Origin of the sequence: Catellatospora coxensis (genome assembly GCF_016862635.1) — a bacterium.
Lineage (GTDB): Bacteria > Actinomycetota > Actinomycetes > Mycobacteriales > Micromonosporaceae > Catellatospora > Catellatospora coxensis.
The window spans coordinates 87,898-102,767 of the sequence record NZ_BONI01000028.1 but is presented as its reverse complement, the minus strand read 5'-3'; the positions used below and the strand labels follow the sequence as shown (position 1 = coordinate 102,767).

Annotated in this window: 10 protein-coding genes; all 10 read right to left on the bottom strand. The window is 74.7% G+C overall.

Translation table 11 applies throughout. The features are described from left to right. Positions 1 to 60: 60 nt before the first annotated feature. On the bottom strand, positions 61 to 1,263 hold the full coding sequence (locus Cco03nite_RS18080) for an ABC transporter substrate-binding protein (protein WP_203693281.1): 1,203 nt from the start codon (positions 1,261 to 1,263) through the stop codon (positions 61 to 63). A gap of 222 nt (positions 1,264 to 1,485) precedes the next feature. Beyond that, on the bottom strand, positions 1,486 to 4,149 hold the full coding sequence (locus Cco03nite_RS18075; protein ID WP_203693280.1) for a transposase: 2,664 nt from the start codon (positions 4,147 to 4,149) through the stop codon (positions 1,486 to 1,488). 59 nt (positions 4,150 to 4,208) lie between these two features. Beyond that, positions 4,209 to 5,039 carry a SatS C-terminal domain-containing protein gene (locus Cco03nite_RS18070; RefSeq protein ID WP_203693279.1) on the bottom strand — a complete coding sequence of 277 codons (831 nt, stop codon included), beginning with the start codon at positions 5,037 to 5,039 and terminating at the stop codon, positions 4,209 to 4,211. 71 nt (positions 5,040 to 5,110) lie between these two features. Continuing rightward, positions 5,111 to 6,793 carry a thiol reductant ABC exporter subunit CydC gene (gene cydC, locus Cco03nite_RS18065; protein ID WP_239167464.1) on the bottom strand — a complete coding sequence of 561 codons (1,683 nt, stop codon included), beginning with the start codon at positions 6,791 to 6,793 and terminating at the stop codon, positions 5,111 to 5,113. Positions 6,794 to 6,920: 127 nt separating this feature from the next. After that, positions 6,921 to 8,570, bottom strand: coding sequence for a thiol reductant ABC exporter subunit CydD (cydD, locus tag Cco03nite_RS18060; RefSeq protein ID WP_373314268.1), 1,650 nt, complete (start codon positions 8,568 to 8,570; stop codon positions 6,921 to 6,923). 27 nt (positions 8,571 to 8,597) lie between these two features. Further along, positions 8,598 to 10,031 carry a SigE family RNA polymerase sigma factor gene (locus tag Cco03nite_RS43075; RefSeq protein WP_203693276.1) on the bottom strand — a complete coding sequence of 478 codons (1,434 nt, stop codon included), beginning with the start codon at positions 10,029 to 10,031 and terminating at the stop codon, positions 8,598 to 8,600. Positions 10,032 to 10,150: 119 nt separating this feature from the next. Beyond that, the gene (locus Cco03nite_RS18050; protein ID WP_203693275.1) at positions 10,151 to 11,152 is read right to left on the bottom strand and encodes an acyl-CoA dehydrogenase family protein; all 1,002 of its coding nucleotides are present in this window, start codon (positions 11,150 to 11,152) and stop codon (positions 10,151 to 10,153) included. Between the two features lie 107 nt (positions 11,153 to 11,259). Continuing rightward, positions 11,260 to 12,378, bottom strand: coding sequence for a hypothetical protein (locus tag Cco03nite_RS18045; protein WP_203693274.1), 1,119 nt, complete (start codon positions 12,376 to 12,378; stop codon positions 11,260 to 11,262). A gap of 164 nt (positions 12,379 to 12,542) precedes the next feature. Continuing rightward, positions 12,543 to 13,364: an aldehyde dehydrogenase family protein gene (locus tag Cco03nite_RS18040; RefSeq protein ID WP_239167466.1), complete on the bottom strand. Its 822-nt coding sequence runs from the start codon at positions 13,362 to 13,364 to the stop codon at positions 12,543 to 12,545. Between the two features lie 73 nt (positions 13,365 to 13,437). Beyond that, positions 13,438 to 14,868, bottom strand: a complete 1,431-nt coding sequence (locus Cco03nite_RS18035) for an aldehyde dehydrogenase family protein (protein WP_203693272.1) — start codon at positions 14,866 to 14,868, stop codon at positions 13,438 to 13,440. Between the last annotated feature and the right edge of the window lie 2 nt (positions 14,869 to 14,870).

Sequence of the window (14,870 nt, the reverse complement as noted above, 5' to 3'; positions counted from 1 at the left end):
ACACTGTCTGAGGGCGCGACTCTTTAAGAGTTGGTCCGGAGGAGGGGGCCGGTGGGCGGGTCAGCTGAGGCGGACCCAGGCGTTTTGGCGGATGAGGAAGGGGGCCAGGGCGTCGGCTTCGAGGCCGCCGTGGGAGATGGGCTGGAAGGCGTAGGCGCCGGTGATGCCCTCGATCGGGCCGCCTTCGAGCCGGCCGCGCAGGCGCTGCGGGTCGGTGCTGACGGCACGGCGCGCGGCGGTGGCCATCAGCGTCAGCGCGTCCGCGCCGTACGGGGCGAAGCCGGTGAACGACCCGTACTGCTGGATGTAGCGGTAGATGAAGGTGCGCTGGGCCCGTCCGGAGGGCGTGGTGGCCACCGTGGGGGCCCCGGCGAGCACGGCCGGGTGGATGACGTAGGCGCCTTCCATCGCGCGCCTGTTGGGGCCGTTGAGCGTCTCGTCCGCGCCCGCGCCGGCGTCGAGGAACACCTTGCCCGTGTAACCGGCGTTGCGCAGCGCGGCGACCGCGGCGGCGCTCACCGGAGCCTGCGCCCAGACGATGACCGCTTCGGTCTCCGCGTCGGCGATCCGCGCGGCGGCGCTGCCGTAGGCCCGGCCGGACCGGGGCAGGCGCACCATGTCGACGATCTCGTGACCGCTGGCGAGCATGGCCCGGGGGAGCGCGCGTACACCGGCGTCGCCGTGCCCGTCCGTGGTCGCCAGCACGGCGACCTTCTCCAGGCCGAGTTTGCGGATCTCGCGGCCCATGACGGCGGCGACGTCCGAGGCGTTCGGGCCGAGCTGGTAGACGAACTTGCGGTTGGGCAGCGGCACCGTCATGTCGTCGCCGCTGTTGAGGCAGAGGAACGGCACCTTGCCCGGCTCGGCGACCGAGATGATGGCGCGGGCCGTCTCGACGGTCGCGCCGCCGATGATCGCGCTGACCCGGTCCTGCTCGATGAGGTCCTTGGCGTGCTGCATCGCGGTCGCCGCGGTGCCGCCGTTGTCCTTGATGACCAGCCGGATGTAGAGGCGGCCCTCGCCGTACGGGATGCCGACAGAGTTGATCTCGTCGGCGCCGACCTTCAGGGCCTGCTCCTGCAGTTTGCCGAAGGTCGAACCGGTGCCGGTGAGCTCCAGGTTGACACCGAGCACGAGTTCCCCGGTGGCGCCGGCCGCGGTCGCGTCGGGCTCGGAGCAGGCGGCCAGCAGCGCTCCGGCGGCCAGTCCGAGTCCGCCGGTGAGGGCGCTGCGTCGGGTCAGTCCACCTTTGGCGCTGTTCATGACATGCCTTTCCGCCGTGCAGGGGTGCGTGGGCAGTGGTGTGAGCCACTGCCGCACACGTATCGTGCTGGCCCCCCGTGTGAAGGTCAAGCTCAGGGGCTATGGCCAGAAACACATCATGACGCTGCGTGACCATCGCCGCCCGAACCGCTGTCGTCGCGGCGGCAGACAGCAAGCCCCCGGCCACCGCGATCTTCGCGGTTGCCGGGGGCGAGTGGTCGATCAGCGGTAGTTGGCCGCGCGGTAGTTGTAGTCGTCGCGGTCGTCGCGGGAGTCCTGCTCGCGGGTGAAGTCCCAGCCGTTGGCCGACTCCCGGCCCGGACGGCCGCCGACGGCGAAGCCGCCCTGGCCGGGGCCGCCGCCGAGTTCCTGGTTGCCGCGCCGCCAGCCACGGAAGTAGTTGCTGGTGTGCGCGGCGATGCCGGCGGCGTCGCGGACTATGCGCAGCGGGCGCTCCTCGCGCTCCGGCGTGGAGCCGGGCACCAGGTTGGCCTGCGGGACGCGGCGCGGCAGGCCGGCCGTGGTGTCGTTGCCGACCTGCGGCCGGGCGGCCTGCTCGGCGGCGCGCCAGCCGCTGTCCATCGTCGAGTTCCAGGTGGTCTCGGTGTCGTTGCTCGGCCCGCTGAACCAGGCCGAGGAGACCGACGCGAAGATCAGCAGATCGTCGTCCTCGCCGGCGGCCGGGCTGGAGGCCCGCTCGGTGCGGCGCGGCTTGGGCCGGGCCCCGGTCAGCGCGCTGTCGTCGACCAGGCGCAGCGGGGGCTCGTCGCGCCCGCCGCGACCGTTGCGCCGGGCCGGCTCGTCGACCAGGCGCAGCGCCGGGGATTCGGGCAGCACCAGGTCGTCGTCGAGCCACGGCGGCGTGATCCGTCCGTCGGCGGGGCGCGCTGGCTCCTCCGGCTCGGGGTTCAGCGGCCAGTTGGCGCGCGAACCGGCCGGGGCGGCGGGCGGCTGCGGCGGCATGCCCAGCGGGTCGGCCGGCATCCGGGTGATGTCGCTCGGCACGTCGGTCGCCGACGGCCCGTTGTAGCGCGGCTGCTCCCCGGTGTCGCGCAGGTTGTCCTGCTGGAACCCGCTGCGGGCCCGCTCGGCGAGCTCGTTGGCGAGCCGCTCGGCGGCCGATGGCTGGTATCCACGCGGGGCACGGTCGTCGTCACGGTCGCGGGACGGCGGCTGGTATCCGCCGCGCGGGGCGCGCTCGTTCACCGGCTCGGCAGGCTGCTGGTAACCGCCCCGGCGGGCCCGGTCGGCCGGCAGGTCGGCAGCGGGCTGCTGGTAGCCGCGAGGTGTGTCGTTCGGCTGGTCGGCGTGTTGCTGGTAGCCGCGCGGCGCGGGGTCCGCCGGCTCCGCCGGGTGCTGCTGGTAGCCACGCGGCGCCTCGGTCGGCGGCTCGGCGTGTTGCTGGTAGCCGCGCGGCGCGGGGTCCGCCAGGTCGGCGGCGGGCTGCTGGTAGCCGAGGTGTCCCTGCTCGAGGGTCTCGTCGGGCAGGTCGGCCGACGGGGCCTGGTTGAACCCGCGCGCGGCCCGCTCGCTGCTGATCGCGGCGTTGGTCAGGGTCGGCACGAACGGCTTGCCCGCGTCGGCCGGCGGCCGGGAGGCGCGCTGCGCCGGGATCGGTGCCTGCCGCGGCGGGATCGGGGTCGGCGCCTGCCGGGTGGGCGCGGCAGGGGCCTCCTGGCGCGCCGCAGCGGGCGTGGCGACGATCGGGGTACCCGTGATCGGGGTCGGCTCGAAACCGGGCGGCACGGGCGGCATGGCGGGCGCCCATGCGGGTCGCTCCACGGGCGGCGGGGCCAGCGGCGTGGCGGACACCGGCTCGGGCGCGGTCGGCGGCGCCTGCACCGGGCGCGGCTGGGCCGGGGCGGGGGTCACGGCGGTCGGCTGCACGCGGCGGCGGGCGCCGGTGGCGGCGGCCATCGCGGGCGGCGCGGAGGTGACGGTGACCCCGGTCCGGCGGACGGGCTGGGCGGGCGCGGCGGCCGGCAGCGGGGCCATGCGGTCGGCGAGCGTGTCGATGAGGGCGAGGCCGGCGGCGTCGGACGCGCGCACGGCGGCCACGCTGTGCCGCACGGACTCGGCCACGGCGGCGGTCAGCTGCTTGCCGACGCCGGTGCGGCGGGTCTCGGCGATGGCGACGCGCAGGGCGGTGACCGCCTCCAGCGCGGTGCCGCTGTCGCAGACGCCGTCGGCGACGAGCCGGGCGGCGACGGTCTCGGCGGTCGCGCCGTTGTCGCGGTTGCGGGAGCCGGACTGGCCGGCGAGCATGCCCGGCTCGGGCAGCGCCTCCAGCACGGCCAGGGCGACCGGGGCGGCGGGATCGGGGTAGGCGCGCAGGGCGGCCGGGTAGAGCTCGCGCAGCACCTCGCGCAGGGCCACCGCGGCGGCGTGCCGGCCGACGGCCAGCGCCGCGTGCGCGGCGAGCACCGGCTTGAAGGCGACGAACTCGCGCGGGGCGGGACCGACCACCGCGGACAGCACACCGGCCTGCAGGGCGCGGGCGAGCCCGACGGCGCGGCGCTCGTCAGGGGAGGAGTTGACCTCGTCGAGGGACTCGTCGTCGGCGAACCGGTCGGCGAAGTCGTCGGCGGACTCGTCGTCGGTGTACGCGATCGCCCGGCCGGACGCGGCGAGCAGCGAGATGACCTGCTGGTCGTCGCTGTCCGCGGCCACCATGACCATCGTCGACGCGCCGAACCTCTCCGCCAGCAGCGACGTCACCAGCGCGTAGCCGGTCGGATCGTCGTTGATGACGCAGAACTCCAGCAGCCTGCCGGAGTCGTCGACAACGGCGACGGTCAGCCGGTTCACGGCCGCCGCAAGGTTGTCCCCCGCGTCGACCTCCGGAGCTGTCGACGCGATACCGCAGTACACCCGCACGAGCGCCACGGACTCGTCCTCCTCCCGGACCCCTCGTGTGCCAAAGACTGATGTTCCCTGGTTAGGGGTCAGTCGCGCCAGTCCACAGCGCCAGAGATCTTGCCAATAATCGAGCGCCAGCCGATGGATGCCTGCTCTGCCCCGATTTTCTTCAGCTTGCGCTTCGCGAAGAAAGCACCGAGTCCGCCCTCTTCGGAGGCGCGCAGCGCCTCGTCGAGGTCGTCGAGCGGGGAGCCGGGGGAGAGCGCCACCATGACGGGCTTGAGGCGAAGAGCGTAGCTCACGTCCCTGGCAAACTCCCCGGCGCGCAGCACCAGCTCGGCGTCCCAGGCGTCCGGACCGCCGCGCAGGTTCTCCACGACCAGGTCCAGCTCGTACGCGTCGTCCTCGCCCGCGACCACGTCGGTGGCCTTGACCGACTTGGCCAGCTTCGACCAGCCTTCGAGCTGCTTGAGGTCGTGCGGGGCGCCGGAGCGGACGAAGTCGGCCAGGCCCTTGGCCGACAGGAACAGCAGCAGGCGGCCCTTGTGCGAGAGGAACATGGGGACTTCCTCGTCGGAGACTGCCTCGGCCTCCTCGTCCTCGTCCTCGTCCGCTTCCTCGGCCTCGTCGGCCTCCACGGCGCGCTCGGCGACCTCGTCCTCGGCGGGACCGGCGGCGACCTCGTCGAGGGCCTCCTTGGTCCACTCGAACTCGGGCAGCTCCTCGTCGTCGGCGACGCCCATGGGGCGGCCGGTGCGGCCGGAGAAGATCGCGTCGTCGTCCTCGCGGTCGGCGATGTCGGTCGGGGTCAGCTCGCTCGCGGGCCGGTACGCCCGCAGCGTCAGTCCGACCTTGCCGCCCGGCAGGGCCACCTCGACCGGCGAGACCTGGTACTCGTCCCAGAGCGTGCTTGCCACTGCTGACCTCCGCCGTTCAGCTGCCGACCTCTGCCGGGTCGGTGACTCTCCGCACACCCTAGTGGTTCGGGTCAGCCCCCGTGCGCCCGCACCCAACCCTGCGTTCCGCGCTCCTTCACGCGGCCGCCGTCCAGCACCACGACCTCGTCGAACGCGTCCAGACCGGTCAGCCGGTGGGTCACCAGCACCACCGAGCGGCCGCCGCGGTCGGCCAGCACGGCCGCGAGGACCGCGTCGGCCTGCGCGGGGTCGAGGCCCTCGGTCGGCTCGTCGAGCAGCAGCACGTGCGGGTCGGCCAGCACCGCGCGGGCCAGCGCGAGCCGCTGCCGCTGGCCGCCGGACAGCTCCGCGCCGTCCTCGCCGACGCGTACGTCCAGCCCGTGCTCGGCCACCCAGTCCGCCAGCCCGGCGGTCCGGCAGGCGGCGAGCAGCTCCTCGTCGGTCGCGCCGGGACGGGCGAGCAGCAGGTTGTCGCGCACCGAGGCGTGGAACAGGTGCGCGTCGGCCAGCAGCCCGGTCACGGCAACCGGCCACCGCTCGCGGTCGTACGCCGTGATCGGTGTGCCGCCGCCCCCGGCCGGCCCCGGCGGTTCGGCGGTCGCGGTGCCGGTGTCCGGCGGGATCGCCCCGGTGAGCAGGGCGAGCAGCGTGCTCTTGCCCGCGCCGGACGGGCCGACGATCGCGACCCGGTGGCCGGGTGGCAGGTCGAGGTCGATGTCGTGCAGCGCCGGTGCGGCGTCGTGGCGGTAGCGCACCCCGGCACCGCGCAGCCGCAGGTGTACGGAACCGTCCGGGATCGGCAGCCCTGCGGCGGGGTCCCCGGGCTCGTCCAGCAGCTCGGCGACGCGGTGCAGGCTGCCCTGGATCTCGGCCCCCTTGCGCGCGGCGGCCAGCAGCGACAGCGCCAGTTCCCCGGCCGCCAGGGTGGCGACGGCGAGCACCGCGATCCACACCCCCGGCAGGCCGCGGGACAGGGCGGTGACCAGCACCGCCATCGCGGTCACCCCGCCGAGCGCGGTCGCCGCGGCGTCCACCGCGAACGAGCGCCGGGCCAGGGCGCGCTCCACCCGGGCCAGCTCCTCGGCGTGCGCCGCGCCGCGGGCCTCGTACCCGGGGCGGGCGCCGAAGGCGGCGAGGTCGGCCGCGCCGTGCACCAGGTCCACGGTGTCGGCCGCGTACGCGGCGCGCAGCGGGGCCAGCCGGGCCGCCCCGTGCCGGGCCAGGCGGGCGGCCAGCAGCGGCAGCGCCACCCCGGTGACCAGCAGGCCGGCCAGCAGCACCAGGGCGACGGCGGGATCGGCGAGCAGGGCCGTGCCGACCGCGGCGTCGGCGACCAGGCCCGCCGCCGCCATCGGCAGCAGCACCCGGATCACCAGGTCCTGCACGGCGTCGACGTCGGAGACCATGCGGCTGAGCGCGTCCGCGCGGCGGGCCGGGGGCCGGTCGACCAGCGTCGCGAAGATCCGGGCGCGCACCTCGGTGACCATGCGCAGCACGGCGTCGTGGCTCGCCAGCCGCTCCACGTACCGCAGCACGCCGCGGCCGATGGCCAGCGCCCGGACCAGCACGATCGCGATCGACAGGGCGATCAGGGGCGGCTGCCCGGCCGCCGTCGCCAGCAGCCACGTCGCGGCGGCCATCAACCCCAGGCCCGCCGCCTCGGTCCCGGCCGCCAGCAACCCGGCCCCGACGAACCGCCACCGCAGCGGGTACGCGAACGCCAGCACCCGCCGCACCACCCCGCCCCGGCTCACCACGTCACACCGGCGCATCCGGTCCGGCGGCGGTTTCGGGGAAATCGCGATCGCGGGCAGGCCGATACCGGCGGTTTCCCCGAAAGCGCGGCACCGGGCGGCGTGGACGCGGGCAGGAGCGGGGTGGTCATGCGGTCACCAGTTCGTGGAGGGTGCCCTGGTCGATCCGGATCACACGGGTGGCGGCGGCGAGCAGGGCGGGGCGGTGCGCGACGAGCAGGGCGGTGCGGCCCTCGACCAGGGACAGGGTGGATTCGACCACGGCCTGCTCGCTGGCGGCGTCGAGGCGGGCGGTCGGCTCGTCGAGCAGCAGCAGGGGAGCGTCCCGCAGGAAGGCGCGGGCCAGCGCGAGCCGCTGGCGTTCGCCGCTGGACAGGCCGTGGCCGCGCTCGCCGAGCACGGTGTCCAGGCCCTGCGGCAGGGCGTCGACCACCGGGCCGAGCGCCGCGGCGCGGGCCGCCCCCGCGATGCGCTCCCGCGGGGCGTCCGGCGCGCCGAGGGCGATGTTGGCGGCCAGCGTGTCGGCGAACAGGTGGGCCCGCTGCGGCACCCAGCCGAGCTGCCGCCGCCAGCCGTCGAGGTCGAGTTCGGCCAGGTCGGCGCCGTCGACCAGGACCCGGCCCGAGGTCGGCACGGTGAAGCCGAGCAGCAGGTTGAGCAGGGTGCTCTTGCCGCCGCCGCTCGGTCCGACCAGGGCGATGCGCTCGCCGGGGCGGATGGTGAGGTCGACGTCGCGGAGCGCGGTGGTGCGCTCGTACGCGACGGTCACCTTCTGCAGCTCGATCACGCCGGGGCGCGGTGCGGTACGCGTACCCCCGGCTGCTCCGCCGTCGGCGGCCGCGAGCAGGGTGAACGCCTGGTCCAGCGCGGTCAGGCCCTCCATGCTGGCGTGGAACCTGGTGCCGGCGGCGCGCAGCGGGGCGTACGCCTCCGGGGTCAGCAGCAGCACGGTGAACGCGGCGGCCAGCGTCATGCCGCCGCCCAGCAGCCGCAGGCCCACCGGCACCGCCACCAGCGCGACCGAGATCGTGCCGACCAGCTCCAGCACCAGCGCCGACAGGAAGGCGATGCGCAGCGTGCGCATGGTCGCGACCCGGTGCCGGTCGGCCATCTCGCGCACCGCGGCGACCTGCGCGCGGGCCCGGCCGAACGCCTTCAGCGTGGGCAGCCCGGACAGCATGTCCAGGAAGTGCCCGCCGAGCATCCGCAGCCGCCGCCACTGGCGTTCGGTGGCGTTGCGGGTCTGCCAGCCGACCAGGATGCCGAAGATCGGGATGAGCGGCAGGGTGACCAGCACGATCACCGCCGACGCGAGGTCGGTGAAGGCGAGGGTGGCCAGCACCCCGATCGGCACGGTCACGCCCAGCACGAGCTGCGGCAGGTAGCCGGTGAAGTAGCCGTCCAGCGCGTCCAGGCCCCGGCCGGTGAGTGTGGCCAGCTCGCCGGCCCGCTGCCCGGCCAGCCAGCCGGGTCCGCGCCGCCCGACCGCGGACAGCAGGTCGGCCCGCAGGGTCGCCTTGGCGGTGGCCGCCATACGCGCGGCGACCACGCCCAGGCCGCTGGTGAGCGCGGCGCGGGCGGTCAGCGCGAGCAGGAAGACGGTGATCGCGCCGGGATCGAGGCGCAGGTCCACCGCGGCGGCCAGCGCCCGGGCGAGCGCGGCCGCCGCGGTCACGACGGCGACGGCGACGGCCGCCCCGAGCACCGCCAGCAGGACCACGTCACGCCGGGTGGACGGGACCTGCCGGAGCAGACGGGGATCGAACGGGCGCGCCACGCTGTCCATCGTGCCCGATGGCGTGGGTCACTGCCCCGCAGGCCCGGCCAGCGTGACGCTCTCGGCGAACCGGATCAGGTCGGCCTCGCTCAACTCGCCCTCGTACTGCGAGATCGACAGCACCCGCCGCTCGTCCAGCCGGATCCACAGCGTCGTCGGCGGCCCGGCCGGATCGGCCCGCTCCACCCGCGCCGGAAGCCCGCCGACCAGCAGCGAGCTCCACGGGCCGACCTGGCTGGTGTCCGTGCCGACGCCCACGCAGACGCCCACCGGGTCCGTCGGGCGCAGCCGGGGCTCCCGGCTCAGGCACAGGTGGTCCACGCCCAGGCTGCTCACCTCGAACCCGGCGGGCACCAGCGAGTACGTGAACCGCGGGGTGGCGGTGACCTTGCCGATCCGCAGCTCGCGGGCGACCCGCTGCACCTCGTCCTCGGTCAGCAGGCCGCCGAAGCTCTGCACCGTCACCCAGCGGCCGTCCCGCCGCCAGGTCAGGCCGACCGCCTGCGCACCCTCGAACGTCCCCGTGCGCAGGGTTCCGTTCACCCCGTTCACCTGCACCGTGCGCGTCCGCGCGGCCTCCCAGTCCCAGTCGTACGGGGACGGCCCGGCGTAGAGGAGCACGTACCCGGGGCGGCCGGCGCTCTCCAGCCCGGTCAGGTCCAGCGCGAAGGTCACCGTCAGCGGGCCGACCTCGGCCGGCAGCCAGCCCGGCTCGTACGGGAACGACGGCAGCGCGCCGCCCGACCCCACCGGCACCAGCACCGACGGGGCGGCGGACGGGGAGGCGGTCGCCGACGGGGTCGGCGTGGTCACCGGCGGCGGCGACGCTCCCCGCCAGCCGGGCACCAGCATGATCAGCGCGACGATCACGGCGGCGGCCGCCGCGGCCAGCCCGGCCTGCCGCCGCCGCTGCCCGCCGACCGCCCGCCGCCGCACCGACTCGACGGGCACCGCAGGGAAGGCCCGCTCGCCGGCCGGCACCGGCGCCGGGTTGGCCAGCCGGGTCCGCAGCGCGGCCAGCCCGCGGTGGGCGTGCACCCGCACCGTGGCGGGCGAGCAGTCCATCAGCTCGGCGATGCGCTCGTCGTCGAGGTCCTCGAAGAAGCGCAGCACCAGCACCGTGCGCTGGCGGCGGGGCAGCGCCCCCAGCAGCGCCCACAGCTCGTCGCGCACCGCGTGCCGCTGCACGAAGTCGTCGTCGCCCGCGGCGTCGGGGGTCGTCTCCAGTGGACGCTCCCGGTGCGACAGCCGTCGCCACCAGGACGAGTGCGCCCACACCACGGCCTTGCGCAGGTAGGCGTCCGGGTTGTCCGCCTCGATGCGGTCCCAGCGGTGGTACGCCTTGGCCAGCACCTCCTGCACCAGGTCCTCGGCGAGGTGCCGGTCACGGCAGAGCAGGTAGGCGAAGCCGACCAGCGGCCCGGAACGGGCGCGGACGTAATCCTCGAACTCCGGGTGCACGGGGGTCTCCTCAGCCGGTACGCGGTGGTCTCGCGGCTAAGACGTCATGACGGGCGCGCCTTGTTTACCCGCGCCGTGCGGAAATCCGCGCGCACCGATGCGGGCGGCCGGATCGCGGATCACCGCGGCGCGGCGGGCCCGAGGCGGGCGAGCAGGGCGTCGCGGATGGCCGGGCGGTTGCCGAACACGAGCAGAAACGCGGCCTCGCGGAGCAGCCGCTGGGCGTGGGCGTCGCGCAGCACCGCCCGCGCCCCGGTGCGCACCGTCAGCTGCGCGGTGGCCCGCAGCACCAGGTCGGAGGCGGTGGCCCGGGCGGCGGGCACCGCGGCCGCGTCCGCGGCGAGCAGCGCGGCGCGGGCCGCGGCCAGCTCGGCGTCGAGCGCGCTCGGGCCGAGCAGGCGGCAGCACCGGCTCACCACACCGAGGGCGAGGAAGCCGTTCAGCGCCGAGCCGGAGGCGTCCGAAGACGACCATTTCTCGTACGCCCGCACGTCGGCGAGCCGGTCCGCGGGCACGAAGTGGCCGTCGAAGCGCACGTCCACGGTCCGGCTCGCCTGCACCGCGACCAGCTCCAGCGGTGTGGTGGACAGGGTCGGCGCGTCGGCCGCGTCGACGAACAGGAAGTGCACGTCGTCGTGGGAGTCGCGGGCGGCGGTGTACAACGTGTCGATCATGTTCCAGCCGGTGACCCAGGGCACCGCCCCGTCGAGCAGGTAACCGCCGTCGACGGCGCGCACCCGCATCGGCGCGGTGGGGCTGCGCAGTCCGGCCAGCGCGATACCGGCCCGGCGTACCCCTTTGGCCAGGGGCTCCAGCCAGGTCTCGCGGATGCCGGGCCGCTCGCTGTCCGCCGCGGCCAGCACCGGGCCGTGGTGCTGCAGCCAGACGAACGCGGTGGTCAGGCAGCCGCTCGCGAAGGTCTCGACCAGCGCCGCCGCCAGCGGGAAGTCCATGCCGGACCCGTCGGCGCGCGCGGCGACGCCGTAGAAGCCCTCGGCGGCCAGCAGGTCCAGCTGGGACGCCGGGACGCGGTCGGCGGCGTCCACCGCGAGGGCGGCCGGGAACAGCACCTCGTCGGCGATCTCCGCGGCCCGCGCCCGCAGCCTGCTCGCCTCACCCACGCCGCACCTCCTCCACCGGACCAGGATCGCAGAGCCCGCTCGCCGCGTTCGGATCTTGTGCAGTTCGTGCTGCCCCAGCGACACGAACTGCACAAGGTCCGGCGCGATCAGGGCGTCCGGGGGCGGATCTCGTCGTCCGGGTCGGGATCGATGAACAGGCCGCCCTGTACGCCGATGAAGTGGTAGCTGACCTGCCGCAGCGGCCAGAGGACCCAGGGCCGCTCGTCCACGGCGACAGAGCGACCGTCGGCGTGCCCGGCCGTGCCGACCAGGACCCAGGAGTACGTGGTGGACAGCACGGTGCGGACCTCGCCGGTGACACCGACCGGGGTCGTCCCGCGGGGCAGGCCGGCGCGGACCTCGTCGGCGGCCTCGTCGTCGGCGTACAGCACCGCGCGGAGCGTGGCGACCGCGTCGCTGTCGTCGGTGGTGTACGAAGCGCGCACGGTCAGGTAGCACAGGCGCTTGTTGAGCAGCGCGTCGTCGGGCAGCACCCCGTCGCACCCGGTCGTCTCGCCGACGGAGGCGCGCACGAGCCGGTCGCCGTTCATGGTCAGCTCGGTGGGGAAGACCTCGGCGGCGCGTACCCACGTGGGGTCGCTCTTGGTGATCGCGACCGGTAGCGCGGCGACCATCAGCGCCACCGCGCCGGCCAGCGCGACGGTGTCGTAGCGGCGCTCGACCGCCGGGACGGCCTTGGCGACGAATACCAGGACCAGCATGAACAGCAGGGCCACGCCAGCCCCGCCCAGCGCCCACATGATGCCGTCGGCGACCGCGTCACTGCCCGGTCCCTTGATCAGGTCCGACAGGTCGCGCCGGCGGCCCGGGACGAAGGTGATGACGACCAGGTAGACCACGGCCGCGGTGCTGCCGAGGGCGATCCGGCCGGCCCTGCCGAGCTTGCGCCAGAACAGCGCCGTCACGAGCATCACGGCGGCCGGGGCGGCGACGATCAGCCAGCCCGTCGTGGTCATGCCCGCGGCCGAGCAGCCCGACAGGTAGCAGGCGAAGCCGAGCACGGTGGAGCGGACGTGGCCACCGAGGGCGATGTACGTGACGAACGCGGCGGCGACGCCGAGGACCACGAGCAGGCTTCGCAACCCGGCGAATCGCGGGCCGGAGCCCTTGCGGCTCGCTTCGACGGCCTCGATGGCCGCGGCCCGCCGCCGGGCTTTGCGTCCGACGTGCTCGACGGGGCCGGATTCGGGAAGGGGGCTGCTCATGGTCGGCCACCCTAACGAACCCGCGCACGCCCGCCGCGCCGGCCGGGCGGCCGACGGCTCGCCCACAGCGGCGATCGGCCCGCGAAGGACCAGCTCAGCTGGGTGCAACGATAGGAAGGGCACCTTCCACAACGCATAGCGATGGGAAGGTGCCCTTCCTTCGATCAGAGGCCCTTGGGGTGCCAGACCGTCTTGGTTTCGAGGTAGGCGGTCATGGGGGCGAGGCCGGGGTCGGCGGACCAGTCCGGGGCGGCGGCCGGGCGGCGTACCCGCTTGAGGGTCTCGGCGGCGGCCTGCTCCAGTTCGAGGGCCAGCTTGGCGTCGGCCAGGCCGGTCAGGTCGAGGCCGTTGACGTCGCTGTGCGAGGCCAGCCACGGGGCGACCTCGGCGGCCGAGCCGGTGAGGATGTTGACCACACCGCCGGGCACGTCGGAGGTGGCCAGCACCTCGGCCAGGGTGATCGCGACCCGCGGGGCGTCGGTGATCACGATGACCGTGTTGCCGGTGGCGATCGCCGGGGCGACGACGCTGACCAGGCCGAGCAGGGTCGGCGCGGACGGGGCGACGACCGCGACGACGCCGCTGGGCTCGGGCGAGGAGAGGTTGAAGTACGGCCCGGCGACCGGGTTGGCCCCGCCGACGACCTGCGCCAGCTTGTCGGTCCAGCCCGCGTACCAGACGAGCCGGTCGATGGCCTCGTCCACCTCGGCGGCGGGCACCTCCAGCGCGGTGAACTCGTCGCGGCGGCCCTCCAGCATCTCCGCGATCCGGTAGATGACCTGGCCCTTGTTGTACGCCGTCGCGCCGGACCACTTGCCGAACGCGGCCCGCGCGGCGAGCACGGCGTCGCGGGCGTCCTTGCGGGAGGCCTGGGCGGCGTTGGCCACGAACTGCCCCTTGCTGTCGGCGACGACGTAGGTGCGGCCCGACTCGCTGCGCGGGAACGCACCACCGATGAAGAGCTTGTACGTCTTGCGTACGGCCAGCCGCGGCGCGGTGGCGACCCCGCCCGCGGTGACCCGGGTGGCGGAGGCGACGGAGTCCGCGGACTCCTTCTTCTTAGCCGGCAAGGTAGGCCTCCAGCCCGTGGCGGCCGCCCTCGCGGCCGTAACCCGATTCCTTGTAACCGCCGAACGGCGAGGTCGGGTCGAACTTGTTGAACGTGTTCGCCCAGACGACACCGGCCCGCAGCTGGTCGGCGATGGCGAGGATGCGGGAGCCCTTCTCGCTCCAGATCCCGGCCGACAGCCCGTACGGCGTGTTGTTGGCCTTCTCGACCGCCTCGCCCGGGGTGCGGAAGGTCAGCACCGACAGCACCGGCCCGAAGATCTCCTCGCGGGCGATGCGGTGCGCCTGGGACACGCCGGTGAAGATGGTCGGCGCGAACCAGAAGCCGCGGTCGGGCAGCTCGCACGCGGGCGACCAGCGCTCCGCGCCCTCCGCCGAGCCGATCTCGGCCAGCGCCTTGATCCGGGTCAGCTGCTCGGCCGAGTTGATCGCGCCGACGTCGGTGTTCTTGTCCAGCGGGTCGCCGACGCGCAGGGTGGCCATGCGCCGCTTGAGCGACTCCAGCAGCTGGTCGGCGACGGACTCCTGGACCAGCAGCCGGGAGCCCGCGCAGCAGACGTGGCCCTGGTTGAAGAAGATGCCGTTGACGATGCCCTCGACGGCCTGGTCGATCGCCGCGTCGTCGAAGACGATGTTGGCCGCCTTGCCGCCCAGCTCCAGGGTGATCTTCTTGTTCGTGCCGGCGACGGCCCGCGCGATGATCCGGCCGACCTCGGTCGAGCCGGTGAAGGCGACCTTGTCCACGTCCGGGTGGTTGACCACGGCCGCGCCGGTCTCGCCCGCGCCGGTGACGATGTTGACCACACCCGGCGGCAGCTCGGCCTGCTGGCAGATCTCCGCGAACAGCAGCGCCGTCAGCGGGGTCGTCTCGGCGGGCTTGAGCACCACCGTGTTGCCCGCGGCCAGCGCCGGGGCGATCTTCCACGCCAGCATGAGCAGCGGGAAGTTCCACGGGATGACCTGCCCGGCCACGCCCAGCGGGCGCGGGTCCGCACCGAAGCCGGCGTACGGCAGCTTGTCGGCCCAGCCCGCGTAGTAGAAGAAGTGCGCCGCGGCCAGCGGCACGTCCACGTCGCGGGACTCCTTGATCGGCTTGCCGTTGTTCAGCGACTCCAGCACGGCCAGCTCGCGGCTGCGCTCGGCGATGATGCGCGCGATCCGGAACAGGTACTTGGCCCGCTCCCGGCCGGGCATCGAGCCCCACACGTCCTCGTACGCGCGGCGGGCGGCCTTGACAGCCCGGTCCACGTCGGCGGTCGACGCCTCGGCGACCTCGGCCAGCACCTCCTCGGAGGCGGGGGAGATGGTCTTGAAGCTGCCCGCGCCGTCGACGAACTCGCCGTTGATGAACAGCCCGTACGAGGGCTGCAACTTCACGATCGAGCGCGACTCCGGTGCCGGAGCGTATTCGAATCTGCTCATGT